At 69.4% G+C, this 15426-nt stretch carries 9 protein-coding genes; 7 read left to right on the plus strand and 2 right to left on the minus strand.

What is annotated here, in order from left to right; genetic code table 11:
• Positions 1-125: 125 nt before the first annotated feature.
• Both uvrA and OG984_RS02280 read left to right on the plus strand, forming a co-directional pair.
• Positions 126-3080 carry an excinuclease ABC subunit UvrA gene (gene uvrA, locus OG984_RS02275; protein WP_328530055.1) on the plus strand — a complete coding sequence of 985 codons (2955 nt, stop codon included), beginning with the start codon at positions 126-128 and terminating at the stop codon, positions 3078-3080.
• 76 nt (positions 3081-3156) lie between these two features.
• On the plus strand, positions 3157-3585 hold the full coding sequence (locus OG984_RS02280) for a Rieske (2Fe-2S) protein (protein WP_328530056.1): 429 nt from the start codon (positions 3157-3159) through the stop codon (positions 3583-3585).
• Between the two features lie 150 nt (positions 3586-3735).
• Here OG984_RS02280 and OG984_RS02285 read toward each other — a convergent pair whose 3' ends face one another.
• Together OG984_RS02285 and OG984_RS02290 are read right to left on the minus strand one after the other, a co-directional pair.
• The gene (locus OG984_RS02285; protein WP_328530057.1) at positions 3736-5019 is read right to left on the minus strand and encodes a pyridine nucleotide-disulfide oxidoreductase; all 1284 of its coding nucleotides are present in this window, start codon (positions 5017-5019) and stop codon (positions 3736-3738) included.
• Between the two features lie 61 nt (positions 5020-5080).
• Complete coding sequence (locus OG984_RS02290; protein ID WP_328530058.1) at positions 5081-6115, minus strand: LacI family DNA-binding transcriptional regulator; 1035 nt, start codon at positions 6113-6115, stop codon at positions 5081-5083.
• A 178-nt stretch (positions 6116-6293) separates the two neighbouring features.
• Between OG984_RS02290 and OG984_RS02295 the strand changes: the two genes are divergently transcribed.
• The 5 genes from OG984_RS02295 to whiA all read left to right on the plus strand — a co-directional run bounded on the left by OG984_RS02295 (position 6294) and on the right by whiA (position 15257).
• Entirely contained in the window at positions 6294-10277 is a 3984-nt protein-coding gene (locus OG984_RS02295; protein ID WP_328530059.1) for a GH92 family glycosyl hydrolase, read from the plus strand.
• A gap of 103 nt (positions 10278-10380) precedes the next feature.
• Positions 10381-12357: an excinuclease ABC subunit UvrC gene (uvrC, locus tag OG984_RS02300; RefSeq protein WP_328530060.1), complete on the plus strand. Its 1977-nt coding sequence runs from the start codon at positions 10381-10383 to the stop codon at positions 12355-12357.
• A 3-nt stretch (positions 12358-12360) separates the two neighbouring features.
• On the plus strand, positions 12361-13227 hold the full coding sequence (rapZ, locus tag OG984_RS02305) for an RNase adapter RapZ (protein ID WP_008357169.1): 867 nt from the start codon (positions 12361-12363) through the stop codon (positions 13225-13227).
• A gap of 2 nt (positions 13228-13229) precedes the next feature.
• Entirely contained in the window at positions 13230-14210 is a 981-nt protein-coding gene (locus tag OG984_RS02310) for a gluconeogenesis factor YvcK family protein (RefSeq protein WP_328530061.1), read from the plus strand.
• A gap of 60 nt (positions 14211-14270) precedes the next feature.
• Positions 14271-15257: a DNA-binding protein WhiA gene (whiA, locus tag OG984_RS02315; protein WP_165111064.1), complete on the plus strand. Its 987-nt coding sequence runs from the start codon at positions 14271-14273 to the stop codon at positions 15255-15257.
• Positions 15258-15426: the final 169 nt, after the last annotated feature.

Here is a 15426-nt window from a genome sequence, read left to right on the forward strand (position 1 = left end):
CGACCAGAAGTAAAATGTCGGTGCTCCGTGAGAGGGTGCCGTCTGGGAGTCTTCCCAGCGTCGTATGATGCGAACATCTGTTCGACGCGGTAGCGCGATGCGATAGCACTGGACGAGGAAAGAACGTGGCGGAGCAGCAGCTGATCATCCGGGGAGCCCGGGAGCACAACCTGAAGGACGTCTCCCTCGACCTGCCTCGGGACTCGATGATCGTGTTCACCGGCCTGTCCGGGAGCGGGAAGTCGAGCCTCGCGTTCGACACCATCTTCGCCGAGGGCCAGCGTCGCTACGTCGAGTCCCTGTCTGCGTACGCCCGCCAGTTCCTCGGTCAGATGGACAAGCCCGACGTCGACTTCATCGAGGGGCTCTCGCCGGCGGTGTCGATCGACCAGAAGTCGACCTCGAAGAACCCGCGCTCGACCGTCGGCACCATCACCGAGGTCTACGACTACCTGCGCCTGCTCTACGCCCGGGCCGGACGTCCGCACTGCCCGACCTGTGGAGCCCCGATCGAGCGGCAGACGCCCCAGCAGATCGTCGACCACGTGCTCACCCTCGAGGAGGGACGCCGCTTCCAGGTGCTCAGCCCGGTGATCCGGGCGCGCAAGGGCGAATACGTCGAGCTCTTCAGCCAGCTGCAGCAGCAGGGCTACTCCCGGGTGCGGGTCGACGGCGAGACCCATCAGCTCGACGCGCCGCCCAAGCTGGAGAAGCAGAAGAAGCACACCATCGAGGTGGTCATCGACCGGCTCGCGGTCAAGGAGTCCGCCAAGCGGCGGCTGACCGACTCGGTCGAGACCGCGCTGGAGCTGGCCGGCGGTCTGGTCGTCTTCGACTTCGTCGACACCGGCGAGCAGATGAAGTTCTCCGAGCGCATGTCGTGCCCCAACGACCACCTGCTCGACACCGACGAGCTCGAGCCGCGGTCGTTCTCGTTCAACTCGCCGTTCGGTGCCTGCCCGGCCTGCACCGGCCTCGGCACGCGGATGGAGGTCGACCCAGAGCTGGTCGTCCCCAACCCGGCGGCCACCCTCGCCGAAGGCGCGCTGCAGCCCTGGTCCCAGGCCCACGTCGCCGAATACTTCCTGCGCCTCCTGGAGGCGCTCGGCGGTGAGCTCGGCTTCGACCTGGACACCCCCTGGGACGACATCCCGGCCGCCGGCCAGAAGGCGATCCTCGACGGTCACGGACGCAAGGTGCACGTGGTCTCGGTCAACCGCTACGGCCGCCGCCGGTCCTACGACGCGGAGTTCGAGGGCGTGCGTCGCTGGGTCGAGCGCCGCCACAAGGAGGCCGAGTCCGACACCACCCGAGAGCGCTTCGAGGGCTACATGCGCCAGGTGCCGTGCCCGACCTGCAAGGGCACCCGGCTGAAGCCCGTCTCCACCTCGGTGACGCTGGGGGAGCGGAGCGAGGGCGGTCTCAACATCGCCGAGCTGTGCGCGCTGCCGATCAACGAGGCCGCGGAGTGGCTCGACCAGGTCGAGCTCAGCGGCCGGGAGCGGCAGATCGCCGAGCAGGTCCTCAAGGAGATCCAGGCCCGGCTGCGCTTCCTGCTCGACGTCGGCCTCGACTATCTCTCCCTGGAGCGGCCCTCGGGATCGCTCTCCGGCGGTGAGGCCCAGCGGATCCGGCTGGCGACCCAGATCGGGTCCGGCCTGGTCGGCGTCCTCTACGTGCTCGACGAGCCCTCCATCGGCCTCCACCAGCGCGACAACCACCGGCTGATCGAGACCCTCGAGCGGCTCAAGCGGCTCGGCAACACCCTGATCGTCGTCGAGCACGACGAGGACACCATCAAGGTCGCCGACTGGGTCGTCGACATCGGCCCCGGCGCCGGTGAGCACGGCGGCCAGGTGATCCACTCCGGCACGGTCAAGGAGCTGCTCGCCAACGAGCAGTCGGTGACCGGTCAGTATCTGGCGGGTCGCCGCGAGATCGCCGTCCCGGCCGTACGCCGCCCCCGCACCGCCGGGCGCGAGCTGACCGTCCACGGTGCCAAGGAGAACAACCTCAAGGACATCGACGTCACCTTCCCGCTGGGGCTCTTCCTCGCGGTCACCGGCGTCTCCGGCTCGGGCAAGTCGACCCTCGTCAACGACATCCTCTACACCGCTCTGGCCAAGGAGTTCTACCGCGCCCGCACCGTCCCGGGCCGGCACACCAAGATCTCCGGCCTGGACAACGTCGACAAGGTGATCCACGTCGACCAGTCCCCGATCGGGCGTACGCCGCGGTCCAACCCGGCCACCTACACCGGCGTCTTCGACCACATCCGCAAGCTCTTCGCCTCCACCCCGGAGGCCAAGATGCGGGGCTATCTGCAGGGCCGGTTCTCGTTCAACGTCAAGGGCGGCCGCTGCGAGGCCTGCTCGGGTGACGGCACGATCAAGATCGAGATGAACTTCCTGCCCGACGTCTACGTGCCGTGCGAGGTCTGCCACGGGGCTCGCTACAACCGCGAGACGCTCGAGGTGCACTACAAGGGCAAGTCGATCGCCGAGGTGCTCGACATGCCGATCGAGGAGGCGGTCGAGTTCTTCGCCGCCGTGCCCGCGATCGCGCGTCACATGAAGACCCTGGTCGAGGTCGGCCTGGGTTATGTACGCCTCGGCCAGCCCGCGACCACCCTGTCCGGTGGCGAGGCGCAGCGGGTCAAGCTCTCCGCCGAGCTGCAGAAGCGCTCGACCGGCAAGACGCTCTACGTGCTCGACGAGCCGACCACCGGTCTCCACTTCGAGGACATCCGCAAGCTGATCGGGGTGCTCTCCTCGCTGGTCGACAAGGGCAACACGGTGCTGGTGATCGAGCACAACCTCGACGTCATCAAGACCGCCGACTGGATCATCGACATGGGCCCCGAGGGCGGCAACCGAGGCGGCACCGTGATCGCCGAGGGCACCCCCGAGACGGTCGCGGCGACCCCCGGCAGCCACACCGGCAGCTTCCTCGCGCCGCTGCTGGACGGCAAGGCCGCCGAGCAGCCACCGGCCAAGCCGGTGAAGGCAAAGGCTGCTCCGGCCAAGAAAACGGCCGCGAAGAAGAAGCCGGCGGCGCGGAAGAAGGTCAGCGCGTCCTGACCCCGAGTCCGAGATTTGCCTGAAGGTTTGCGCTCGGCGAGCGACGTCGCTCTGCGGGGTGCCTATTCTGGGCGGCATGAGTGAATCTCGAATCACCCGGCGGAAGGTCGTCACCGGCGCCGCGGTGACCGCGGTCGGCGCGCCGCTCCTGGCGGCATGCGGCAGCGGTGACGGCGACACGGGCACCGGTTCCTCGGGTGACACCGGTTCAGGTGGCGGTGGCCCGCTGGTCGCGACCAGCGAGGTCCCGGTCGGCGGGGGAGTGATCGTCGCCGACCGCAACCTGGTGGCCACCCAGCCGACCGAGGGCACCTTCAAGGTCTTCTCCGCGATCTGCACCCACAGCAGTTGCCCGGTCACGAAGGTCGCAGGCGGCACCATCGACTGCCCGTGCCACGGCAGCAGGTTCTCGATCGAAGACGGCTCGGTGACGCAGGGCCCGGCGACGAGCGGACTGGAAGAGGTCGCCTTCGAGGTCACCGACGGCGAGATCGTCCCCAGCTGAGCGGTCGCCATCGAGGCGTCGGCCCCGCAGGCCGAGGCGTCAGGCGCACAGGCCGAGGCGTCAGCCGCGCAGGCCGACACGTCACGCTGCCGCACACTCGACCTGCAGAAGTGACGCTTCGGCCTGCCGGAGTGACGTCTCGGCAGGGGCTCAGGCCCGCGCGAGCGCCTGTGCGCGCCACAGCTCGTCGCGCGGGGAGCGCCGCCGGTCCAGGCGCGCATCGAGCAGCACCCGGGCCTCGTCCCAGCGGTCGGCACGGAGCAGCGCGGCTATGCGAGCCTCCTCGATGATCTCCCGCTGCGCGTCGGAGCCGCCGAGCCGGCGGATCGAGGGCGCGAGCACGGCGAGCCGGTCGGCGGCGGCCGAGTTCTCGTCGCGCGCCATCAGTCCCAGGGCCTCGGCGAGCGGGGCGACGACGGTGGCCATCGTCGGGTGTGCGTGCCCAGCTGCCCACGACCTCAGCTCGTCGAGCGCGCCCACATCGCCGGTGGCGAGGTGGGTGACCGCGGTGTGCATGGCCAGGAACGGCGTTGCGGGCCGGATCATCGTCTCGCGGCCGGTGACACGAACGACCTCGGCGATGTCGGGGACGTCGTGCGCGCCTGGAGTGAGGGCCCAACGGAACAGCAGCGAGCCGGAGTCGACCAGGGCCCGGCAGCCCAGCGCGTGGCCGGGCTGGAGCTGGGTCTCGTAGCGGCGGCGTACGGCATCCAGGTCGCCGAGCGAGAGCTCATGGAGCGCGGCGTGCCAGGAGAAGTGGGAGAGGGAGTCGATCTCGGCGCCGTCGCCGAGCACCCACGACGACATCCAGGAGAGGCCGGCCTCGTGGTCGCCGGTCTCGTAGTGAGCATGCGCACGGGCGTGAGCGGAGTGGCCGGCGCCCGGCTCCACCGCCAGCGAGGCGCAGGAGAGCGACATCGCGTCGTCGAAGCGGCGTTGCTCCTGACGTACGAAAGCGAGCAGGCCGGCGAACCACCAGTCGTCGCCGTAGGCGGGTGCCGCGCGCTCCACGATCGCCCACGCCTCCTCGGGCACCTCCGTGGCCCCGGCGAAGGCGATGGTCGGGACCGCGGTCGACAGGAGCAGCGCGTCTCGTGGGAACGCCGCCAGGTGGTCGATCAGCGGCCGTGGGTTGCCCCCGATGTGGGCCTCGATCGCGTGGACGTGGCTGCGCTCCCGCTCGGTCGCCCGCTGGGCGTGGAGCCGGGCCTGCCGCAGGCGCGCGTCGACATCGACCGGAGCGCACATCTCGTGTCCGAGCAGCGCGAGCGCGGCGTGGCCGAGCGCGAAGGTCGGGTCCAGGACGATCGCGGCCGCGAACGAGGACAGCGCGCCGTCACGCAGGCGAAGCACGTCGAGCAGCCCCTGGGAGTAGGCCAAGGCGGCTTCGTTGCTGGTGGTCAGTGCGTATCCATAGCGGTCACGACAAGGCACATAACCATACTAGACCACTAGACTTTAAAACCGAGAGTGACGCGGCCTGATTTCCCCAGACTCAGGGAGCAGAGAGCTCTCCGGAGCCGCGAGGGATGAGCCGGGTGCCGACGGTGACCGTCTGGGGCGGTCCCGCGGTGTCGCCCGCGATGCGCTGGAAGAGCAGTTGCGCGGCGGCAGCGCCCATGGCGCCGGGATCCTGGGCCACGACGGTGAGCCCGGGCTGGAGGAGGTCGCCGAGCTCGACGTCGTCGAACCCGACGAGGGCCAACCGTGTCGAGCGCCGGGCGAGCTCGCGCAGCACGCTGACGGTGGTGCGGCTGTTGCCGCAGAGCAGGGCGGTCGCCGGCGACGGCCCGGAGAGCAGCTGGTCCAGAGCGGCGGCGGTCGAGGCGGGCGACGGTGGTGCCTGGGTGACGAGCTCCTCGGCGAAGGCGATCCCGGCGGACTCCAGCGCCTCGCGGTAGCCGCGCAGCCGCTCGCCGGCAGTGTAGATCTCCGGCGCGTCGCCGATGAAGCCGATGCGGCGGTGCCCGTGGGAGAGCAGGTGCTCCACTCCGCGCCGGCTGCCACCGAGATTGTCGGTGAGGATCACGTCGGCCTCGATGTCGCCGGGCGGGCGGTCGACGAACACGACCGGGATGCCGGCCCGCATCTCGGGAAGGAGATAGGAGTGGCTCGTGCCCGCCGGCACGATGATCAGACCGTCGACGCGTCGTTCGCAGAACGCGAGCGCGAGCTCGCGCTCCCGGTCGGCGTCCTCCGCCGATGACCCGGCGAAGACCATCGTCCCGTGCTCACGGGCGACGTCCTCGACGGCGCGGGACAGGATCGAGTAGAACGGGTCGGCGACGTCCTCGAGCAGCAGCCCGACGGTGCCCGACCGCCCCTGCCGGAGGTCGCGGGCGCTGGCGTTGCGCCGGAAGCCGAGCTGAGCGATCGACTCGAGCACCGAGGCCCGGAGGTCGTCGTTGACGTTGGACTCGCCGTTGACCACGCGCGACACCGTCTTCAGGCTCACCCCGGCAGCCGCCGCGACATCCTTCATGGTCGGGCGGCGCTGCTGACGGGTCTGGTCGGACGGGGGTGATGCCACGTGCTCAGCGTAGACGCAGATCTCAGCGTGACAACGATGTCCCGAGAGATCTCACATATCGGTCCAGATCGCTGCGTTGATCGAAAACCCGCCGCACAAATCCTTCGCAAACGCGTTGACAACGTTGTCATCCCACGGTTCCATCTGGGGTGGCCCCCATGTGAAGGAGATCACACCGATGCACCGTTGGGACGCACCACCCAGAACCCGAGGCCGGGCTGCCCGCCTGGCCGCGATGATCGCCGCCTCGGCGGCACTGATGGTCGGGACGAGCGGCACCGTACCCGCGTTCGCGACCCCTGAGGCACCCGAGCCGTCCGCTCCGAAGAGCGACACCGCCGACCCCCAGCGAGCCGCGGAGGGCGGTGATTGGGAGACCTCCTTCGAGGAGGACGACCCTCAGCCCACCTGGGCCGATCTCGTCGACACCGACGAGGACGGCAACGCCCGCACCGAAGGGGTCGCCGGACCCGACGCCTTCGGCATCCCCGGCGGCATCTCCGAGCACGTCACCGGCGTGACCGCCAGCGGGGAGAACACCGGCTCCGGCGAGGGCGCGGCCGAGCTCGTCGACGGTGACATCAACACCAAGTGGCTCACCTTCGCGACCACCGGCTGGGTGCAGATCCGGCTCGACCAGCCCGTCAAGGTCGTCAGGTACGCCCTCACCTCCGCCAACGACGCGGCCGAGCGTGACCCGAAGGACTGGGTGATCCAGGGATCCACCGACGGCCAGACCTGGACGACCGTCGACACCCGCACCGGCCAGTCCTGGGACGAGCGTTTCCAGACGCGTGAGTTCGAGATCGCCTCCCCGCAGGCCTACTCCCACTACCGCATCGACATCTCCGCCAACCAGAGCGGCGGGATCATCCAGCTCGCCGAGTGGCAGCTCTCCGACGGCTCCGAGCCCCCACCGCCGCTGAAGAACATGACCAGTCACCCCGACGACGGCCCCGCCTCGGCGTACGCCGCGAAGTCGAAGGTCGGCTTCACCGGGGTGCACGCCTTCGAGTACGCCGGCAAGATCACGGCCGACAAGGGCCACTCCTACAACCGCGTCTTCGACGTCGACATCCCGGTCGGCAAGGAGACCGAGCTGTCCTACCTGGTCTTCCCGGAGTTCATCGACGGCGACCTGAGCTACCCGAGCACCTATACGGCGGTCGACCTGGCCTTCACCGACGGCACCCTGCTCTCCGAGCTGGGCGCGCTCGATGCGCAGGGCTACGTACTGTCCCCGAAGGGTCAGGGCGAGTCGAAGTCGCTCTACACCAACCAGTGGAACAAGAAGACCTCCGTCATCGGCGAGGTCGCGGCGGGCAGGACGATCGACCGCATCCTGGTCGCCGTCGACGCGCCGAGTGGCCCGACCAAGTTCCGCGGCTGGTACGACGACATCGCGATCACGGCCTCCCCGGAGGATCCGCAGGTCACCAGCAGCGTCGACTACGCCGTCACGACCCGTGGCACCCAGTCCAGCGGCAGCTTCTCGCGGGGCAACAACATCCCGGCCACCGCGGTCCCGCACGGCTTCAACTTCTGGGCGCCGATGACCAACGCCGGCTCGCTGTCCTGGTTCTATCGCTACCACCAGGACAACGACGCCCAGAACCGGACCAGCCTGCAGGCGCTGACGCTGAGCCACGAGACCAGCCCGTGGATGGGTGACCGGCAGACCTTCCAGGTGATGCCGTCCTCCGCCGAGGGCGTTCCCGACCCGGGCCGCAAGGCACGCGCGCTCACCTTCGAGCACGACAACGAGACCGCCCGGCCCTACTACTACAAGGTCGGTTTCGACAACGGTCAGAGCGCCGAGATCGCCCCGACCGACCACGCCGCCGTGTTCCGGTTCACCTACCCCGGTGACTCCGCGCGGCTGGTGTTCGACAACGTCAACAACAACGGCGGGCTCACCCTCGACCAGGCCAACGGGACGCTGTCCGGCTTCACCGACACCCGCAGCGGCCTGTCCAACGGCGCCACGAGGATGTACGTCTACGCGACCTTCGACCAGCCCGTCATCGGCGGGGGCAAGTACGCCACCGGCGAGCGCCCCGACGTACAGGGCCATCTCGCGTTCGACGCCGGCGCGGACCGGACGGTGACGATGCGCATCGCCACCAGCCTGATCGGCATCGACCAGGCGAAGAGGAACCTCGAGCTCGAGATCGCCGACGACGACTTCGAGACCGTGAAGGAGAAGGCGAAGGCGCTGTGGCAGGACAAGCTCGACGTCCTCGACATCCAGGGCGCGACCAAGGACCAGAGAACGACCGTCTACTCCAACCTCGCCCGCCTGTTCCTCTACCCCAACTCGGGCCACGAGAACACCGGCACCGAGGAGGAGCCGGTGTGGAAGCACGCCGTGCAGTCCACCTCCGGTGACACCAACCCGCCGGGCACCACGCCCACCCACACCGGGGCCGAGATCAAGGACGGCAAGGTCTATGTGAACAACGGCTTCTGGGACACCTACCGCACCACCTGGGCGGCCTACTCGCTCCTGGAGCCGAGCCAGGCGGCCGAGATGGTCAACGGCTTCGTGCAGCAGTACAAGGACAACGGCTGGATCTCGCGCTGGTCCTCGCCGGGCTACGCCAACCTGATGACCGGGACCAGCTCGGACGTCTCCTTCGCCGACGCGTACGTCAAGGGTGTCGAGGGCATCGACGCGGAGGCTGCCTACGCGGCCGCCGTGAAGAACGCCACGGTCCGTCCGCCGGGCTCCGCGACCAACTCCAACGTCGGCCGCAAGGGCATGCAGACCTCGGTGTTCCTCGGCTACACGCCCGCGGCTGTGAGCGAGGGCGTCTCCTGGGGGCTCGAGGGCTACATCAACGACTACGGCATCGGGAACATGGCCGCGAAGCTCGCAGCACGCGACGGGATCTCCAGCGCCGAGAGGAAGCGGCTGAAGGAGGAGTCGGAGTACTTCCTCGGCCGGGCCCGCAACTACGTCAACACCTTCGACACCAAGGTGGGCTTCTTCCAGGGCCGCAACGCCGACGGCACCTTCAAGAAGTCGCCGGCGGACTACAACCCGCTGGTGTGGGGAAGCGACCACGACTACACCGAGACCAACGGCTGGAACTTCGCCTTCCACACCCCGCAGGACGGCCAGGGCCTGGCCAACCTCTACGGCGGTCGTGGCGGGCTCGCGAAGAAGCTGGACACCTTCTTCGCGACCCCGGAGACGGGGGAGTACCCGGGCTCCTACGGCGGCATCATCCACGAGATCCGGGAGGCCCGTGACGTACGTATGGGGCAGTGGGGCTTCTCCAACCAGGTCAGCCACCACATCCCGTGGATGTACAGCTACACCGGCCAGCCCTGGAAGACGCAGGAGATCGTCCGCGAGACCCTGCGTCGGATGTACACCGGCTCCGAGATCGGGCAGGGCTACGCCGGTGACGAGGACAACGGCGAGACCTCGGCGTGGCACCTGTTCGCCTCGCTCGGCCTCTACCCGCTCCAGATGGGCAGCGAGAACCTCGTGCTCGGCTCGCCGTTGTTCACCGAGGCAACCCTCCACCTCGAGGGCGGCAAGGACCTGGTGATCAAGGCGCCCGACAACTCCACCGAGAACATCTACGTGCAGGGCGTCACCATCGACGGCAAGGCCTGGGACAAGACGTACGTCTCCCACAAGGAGCTCGCCGACGGCGGCACCATCGAGTTCGACATGGGCCCGAGGCCGTCGCGCTGGGGCACCTCGCCGAGCGCCGTGCCGCCGTCGCTGACCACCGGCTCGGAGCCGGCCAGGCCGATCGCCGACAAGTCGGGTGCAGGCAGGGGCACGGTCACCGCCAGCGGGAACGACGGCGAGACGCTGGTCGACAACGACTCCGGGACGCAGACGACCGTGGCCGGCGACGGCTGGGTGGAGTACCGGTTCTCCGGGACCAAGGTGCCGGTGTCGTTCTACACCCTCACCAACGGCGCCGACGGCCGCTCGCCGAGGGGCTGGGTCGTCAAGGGATCCAACGACGGCACCGACTGGAAGGTCCTCGACCGGCGCTCGGGCGAGAAGTTCGACTGGCAGCAGGCCACCCGTCCGTTCAAGCTCGAGTCGGAGTCGAGGTTCAACCGGATCCGGATCGAGTTCACCGGGCCGGCCGCGGAGCCGATCACGCTCGCGGAGGTGGAGCTGCTGGGCTGACGCCTGCTCGACGGCACGACGATGCCCGGTCGGATCAAGCCGGCCGGGCATCGCCCGTGCTGCCTGCGAGGAGACTGTCGGTGCCCGCTACTAGGGTTGGGACGTGCCCGATCCGCAGAGCTATCGCCCCAAAGCTGGAGACATCCCCACCCAGCCCGGGGTCTACCGGTTCCGCGACCCCAAGGGGCGGGTGATCTACGTCGGCAAGGCGATCAACCTGCGCCAGCGGCTCGCGAACTACTTCCAGCCGATCCCGTCGCTGCACCCCCGCACGGCGACCATGGTCACCACCGCGGCCAGCGTCGAGTGGACGACGGTCAACAACGACATCGAGGCGCTCCAGCTCGAATACACCTGGATCAAGGAGTTCGACCCGCGGTTCAACGTCAAGTACCGCGACGACAAGTCCTACCCCTGGCTCGCGGTCACCGTCGGCGAGGAGTTCCCGCGGGTGATGGTCGGTCGCGGCGCGAAGCGCAAGGGCACCCGCTACTTCGGCCCCTACGGCCACGCCTGGGCGATCCGCGAGACCGTCGACATCCTGCTGCGCGTCTTCCCGATGCGCTCGTGCAGCAACGGCGTCTTCAAGCGCTCCCAGCAGATCGGCCGGCCCTGCCTGCTCGGCTACATCGACAAGTGCACCGCGCCCTGCGTCGGCAACATCTCGCCCGAGGAGCACCGCGAGATCGTCGACGACTTCTGCGACTTCATGGCCGGCCACACCACGACCTTCACGAAGCGGATCGAGAAGGAGATGTACGCCGCCTCCGAGGCTCTCGACTTCGAGAAGGCCGCGCGGCTGCGGGACGACCTGGCCGCGATGCAGCGCGCCCTGGAGAAGCAGGCCGTGGTGCTCGGCGACGGCGCCGACGCCGACGTGATCGCCCTGGCCGAGGACCCGCTCGAGGTCGGCGTGCAGATCTTCTACGTACGCGGCGGCCGGATCAAGGGTCAGCGCGGCTGGGTCGCCGACCGGATGGACGATGCCGACACCGCCGGCCTCGTCGAGCACTTCCTGCTCCAGCTCTACGCCGGCGAGGACGCTGAGGCGATCCCGCGCGAGATCCTGGTTCCGGCGCTGCCGCCCGACCACGAGACCCTCGAGGAGCTCCTCTCCGACGTCCGCAAGGCGAAGGTCCGGATCCGGGTCCCGCAGCGCGGCGACAAGAAGACCCTGCAGGAGACGGTGGCGAAGAACGCCGAGCAGGCCCTCGCGCTCCACAAGACCAAGCGGGCCAGCGATCTGACCACCCGCAACCGGGCGCTGGAGGAGATCCAGGAGGCGCTGGAGCTCGACGAGGTGCCGCTGCGGATCGAGTGCTACGACATCTCCCACCTGCAGGGCACCGAGATCGTGGCCAGCATGGTCGTCTTCGAGGACGGCCTGGCCCGCAAGTCGGAGTATCGGCGGTTCATCATCAAGGGCCAGGACGGCTCCGACGACGTCCGGGCGATGCACGAGGTGATCACCCGGCGGTTCAAGCGGCTCCTCGACGAGCAGTCGACGTCGATCGTGTCCACCGAGGTCGAAGGCGCCAACGGGCCGATGCTGGTCGATCCGGAGACCGGCCGGCCCCGCAAGTTCGCCTACGCCCCGGGCCTGGTCGTCGTCGACGGCGGCGCGCCTCAGGTCGCCGCCGCCCAGCGGGCCCTGGCCGAGCTCGGCATCGACGACATCCCGGTCGTGGGTCTGGCCAAGCGCCTGGAGGAGGTCTGGGTGCCGGACGAGGAGGACCCGGTCATCCTGCCGCGGTCCTCGGAAGGGCTCTACCTGCTGCAGCGGGTCCGTGACGAGGCGCACCGGTTCGCGATCACCCATCACCGCGGCCGGCGCAGCAAGTCGATGGTGGAGAGCCTGCTCGACGACGTACCCGGGCTCGGCGAGGTGCGCCGCAAGACTCTGATGAAGCACTTCGGCTCGCTGAAGAAGCTCCGCGCCGCGACCGCCGAGGAGATCGCCCTGGTGCCGGGCATCGGCCCTGCCACCGCGACAGCGATCAAGACCGCTGTGGAGCAGACGGCCAGGAATGGCAAGGTTAGCGGCATCAACGTCACCACCGGCGAGATCATCGAGGAGTAGGTCATGCACAAGGGGGAGGTCGTCGTCATCACCGGCATGACCGGTGCCGGGCGGAGCACCGCCGCCAAGGAGCTGGAGGATCTCGGCTACTACGTCGTCGACAACCTGCCGCCGAGCCTGCTGCCGCAGGTCGTCGAGCGGGTCGACGCGGCCCGGGGCCCGGAGCAGCCGGTGGCGGTCGTGACCGACGTACGTTCCGGCTCGTTCTTCGCCGAGCTCGAGGAGATCGTGGCCAAGAAGGCCACCGGGCGGCGTACGACGCTGGTGTTCCTCGACGCTGCCGACGACACGCTCGTGCGCCGTCAGGAGGCGGCCCGGCGGCCCCACCCGATGCAGCGGGGCAACGAGCGGCTGCTGGACGCGCTCGAGCGCGAGCGGGTGGTGCTGGCCAGCCTGCGCGGCGCCGCCGACCTGGTCATCGACACGACCCAGCTCAACGTGCACCAGCTCACCGCCCGGATCGCGGAGGCGTTCGGCACCCCGGAGCGGACGACCCTGAAGGTGTCGGTGGTGAGCTTCGGGTTCAAGTACGGGATCCCGGTCGACGCCGACTTCATGGCCGACATGCGGTTCCTGCCGAATCCTCACTGGGTTCCCGAACTGAAGGACGGCAACGGACGCGACAATCCCGACGTCGCCGCCTATGTCTACTCACGTCCTGGTGCGGAGGAGTTCCTGAGCGGGTATGTTCCGGTGCTCATCGGAGTGACCAAGGGCTATCTCCACGAAGGAAAGAGGTTCATGCGCGTGGCGATCGGGTGCACGGGTGGCAAGCACCGCAGCGTGGCGATGGCGGAGGAGATCTCCAGGCGGCTGCGAGATGCCGGCCTGGATGCGAAGGCGATCCACCGAGACCTCGGGCGGGAGTGAGCGTGGCCGGGGCCGACCGACCCGGGGCAGATGCCCAGGCTGTCGTCGCCCTGGGGGGAGGGCACGGACTCCACGCGTCGCTGAGCGCGTTGCGGCTTCTGGTCGACGACCTGACCGTCGATGACCTCACCGCGATCGTGACGGTCGCCGACAACGGCGGCTCGAGCGGCCGGCTTCGCCGCGAGTTCGGTGTGCTGCCTCCCGGCGACCTGCGGATGGCGCTGGCCGCCCTGTGCGGCGCCGACCGTTGGGACGACACCTGGGCGCAGGTGTTGCAGCACCGCTTCGCCGGCGAGGGCGAGATGCGCGGCCACAACCTCGGCAACCTGCTGATCGTGGGCCTGTGGGAGCAGCTCGGCGATCACGTCGAAGCCCTCGACTGGGTGGGCCGCCTGCTGGGCGCCAAGGGCCGCGTCCTGCCGATGGCGCTGGTGCCGATGGACATCGTCGCCGACGTACGCGGCCTGGTGCCCGGCTCTCCTGAAGCCCTCACCTCGGTGCAGGGCCAGGTCGAGGTCGCCAGCACCGACGGGATGATCGAGTCGATCCGGCTCATCCCCGACAACCCGCCGGCCGCCCCCGACGCGGTTGCGGCCATCCGTGAGGCGGAGTGGGTGTTCCTGGGCCCCGGCTCCTGGTTCACCTCGGTCCTGCCGCACCTGATGGTCCGTGCGCTGCGCGAGGCGCTGGTCGCGACCTCCGCCAAGATCGTCGTCGTGCTCAACCTCGGCGAGCAGCCGGGGGAGACGACCGGGTTCGGCCCCGCCGAGCACCTCTCGGTCCTCCTCGAGCACGCCCCCGACCTCCGCATCCACACCGTCCTCGTCGACTCTTCCCTGGACGGTCTCGACGAGCTGTCGCGGGTGGCCGAGAAGTGCGGTGCGCAGGTCGAGGTCGCCGACGTCGCCGTCGGCGACGGGACTCCTCGCCACGACCCGGAGCGGCTGGCCGCTGCGTACGCGAGGGTGATCGGGGCGGGCTAGCGCGGCCTCCGACGTGGAACCGATTCGAGGGTCGTTGACAACAATGAAAGACTCTCCGGCATGGCGATGACGGGACAGGTGAAGGCCGAGCTGGCCTCCACTCAGATCACCAAGACATGCTGCCGCAAGGCAGAGGTTGCCTCGACGTTGAGGTTCGCTGGGGGGATCCACATCGTGGCCGGCAGGATCGTGGTCGAGGCTGAGCTCGACACCGGTCTGGCGGCACGGAGGCTGAAGCGAGACATCGCCGACGTCTTCGGTCACGAGGCAGAGGTGGCTCTCATCCAGGCGAGCGGTCTTCGTAAGGGCAGCCGCTACATCGTGCGCGTGGTCAAGGACGGTGAGGCGCTGGCGCGCCAGACCGGACTCCTCGACCAGCGCGGCCGGCCGGTGCGGGGTCTTCCGCCTGCCGTCGTCTCGGGCGGGGCCTGCGACGCGGTCGCCGCCTGGCGCGGGGCGTTCCTGGCCCACGGCTCGCTGACCGAGCCGGGCCGCTCCTCCTCGATGGAGGTGACCTGCCCGGGTTCGGAGTCGGCCCTGGCCCTGGTCGGTGTCGCCCGTCGGATCGGCATCTCCGCCAAGCCCCGCGAGGTGCGCGGCGTGGACCGCGTCGTGATCCGCGACGGCGATGCGATCGGCCAGCTGCTGACCCGGCTCGGTGCCCACGAGTCGCTGATGGCCTGGGAGGAGCGCCGGATGCGCCGCGAGGTGCGCGCCACCGCCAACCGGCTGGCCAACTTCGACGACGCCAACCTGCGCCGTTCGGCGCGTGCCGCGGTCGCCGCCGGGGCTCGCGTCGAGCGCGCCCTGGAGATCCTCGGCGACGACATCCCCGACCACCTGCGCCAGGCCGGCAAGCTCCGTCTGGAGCACAAGCAGGCCTCGCTCGAGGAGCTCGGCCAGCTGCACGACCCGGTGCTGACCAAGGACGCCATCGCGGGCCGGATCCGCCGGCTGCTGGCGATGGCCGACAAGCGCGCCGAGGAGCTCGGCGTGCCCGACACCGAGGCGTCGCTGACCGCGGAGATGCTCGCCGAGGACGCCTAGGAACACCTTCACATCCGGAAAATCGGCCCGAGTCCCTCGTGTATCCGAGGGGCTCGGGCCGTTTGGGCTGTCTCCGACGGGCCATTGCTACTCGTCCGTCTTTTGGAACGATCCAACCCAGTCTCCCGCTGTTCAGAGGCGCTGGGTAGTGTCGGCGTCAGCGGGTGAT

This window comes from Nocardioides sp. NBC_00368, from assembly GCF_036090055.1.
In the GTDB taxonomy this organism is placed as follows: Bacteria; Actinomycetota; Actinomycetes; order Propionibacteriales; family Nocardioidaceae; genus Nocardioides.

What these genes read in the sequence shown, in the direction of transcription:
- OG984_RS02280 (WP_328530056.1), top strand. Translation starts at nt 3,157, where the DNA reads ATGAGTGAATCTCGAATCACCCGGCGGAAGGTCGTCACCGGCGCCGCG.
- OG984_RS02295 (WP_328530059.1), top strand. Translation starts at nt 6,294, where the DNA reads ATGCACCGTTGGGACGCACCACCCAGAACCCGAGGCCGGGCTGCCCGC.
- rapZ (WP_008357169.1), top strand. Translation starts at nt 12,361, where the DNA reads ATGCACAAGGGGGAGGTCGTCGTCATCACCGGCATGACCGGTGCCGGG.
- whiA (WP_165111064.1), top strand. Translation starts at nt 14,271, where the DNA reads ATGGCGATGACGGGACAGGTGAAGGCCGAGCTGGCCTCCACTCAGATC.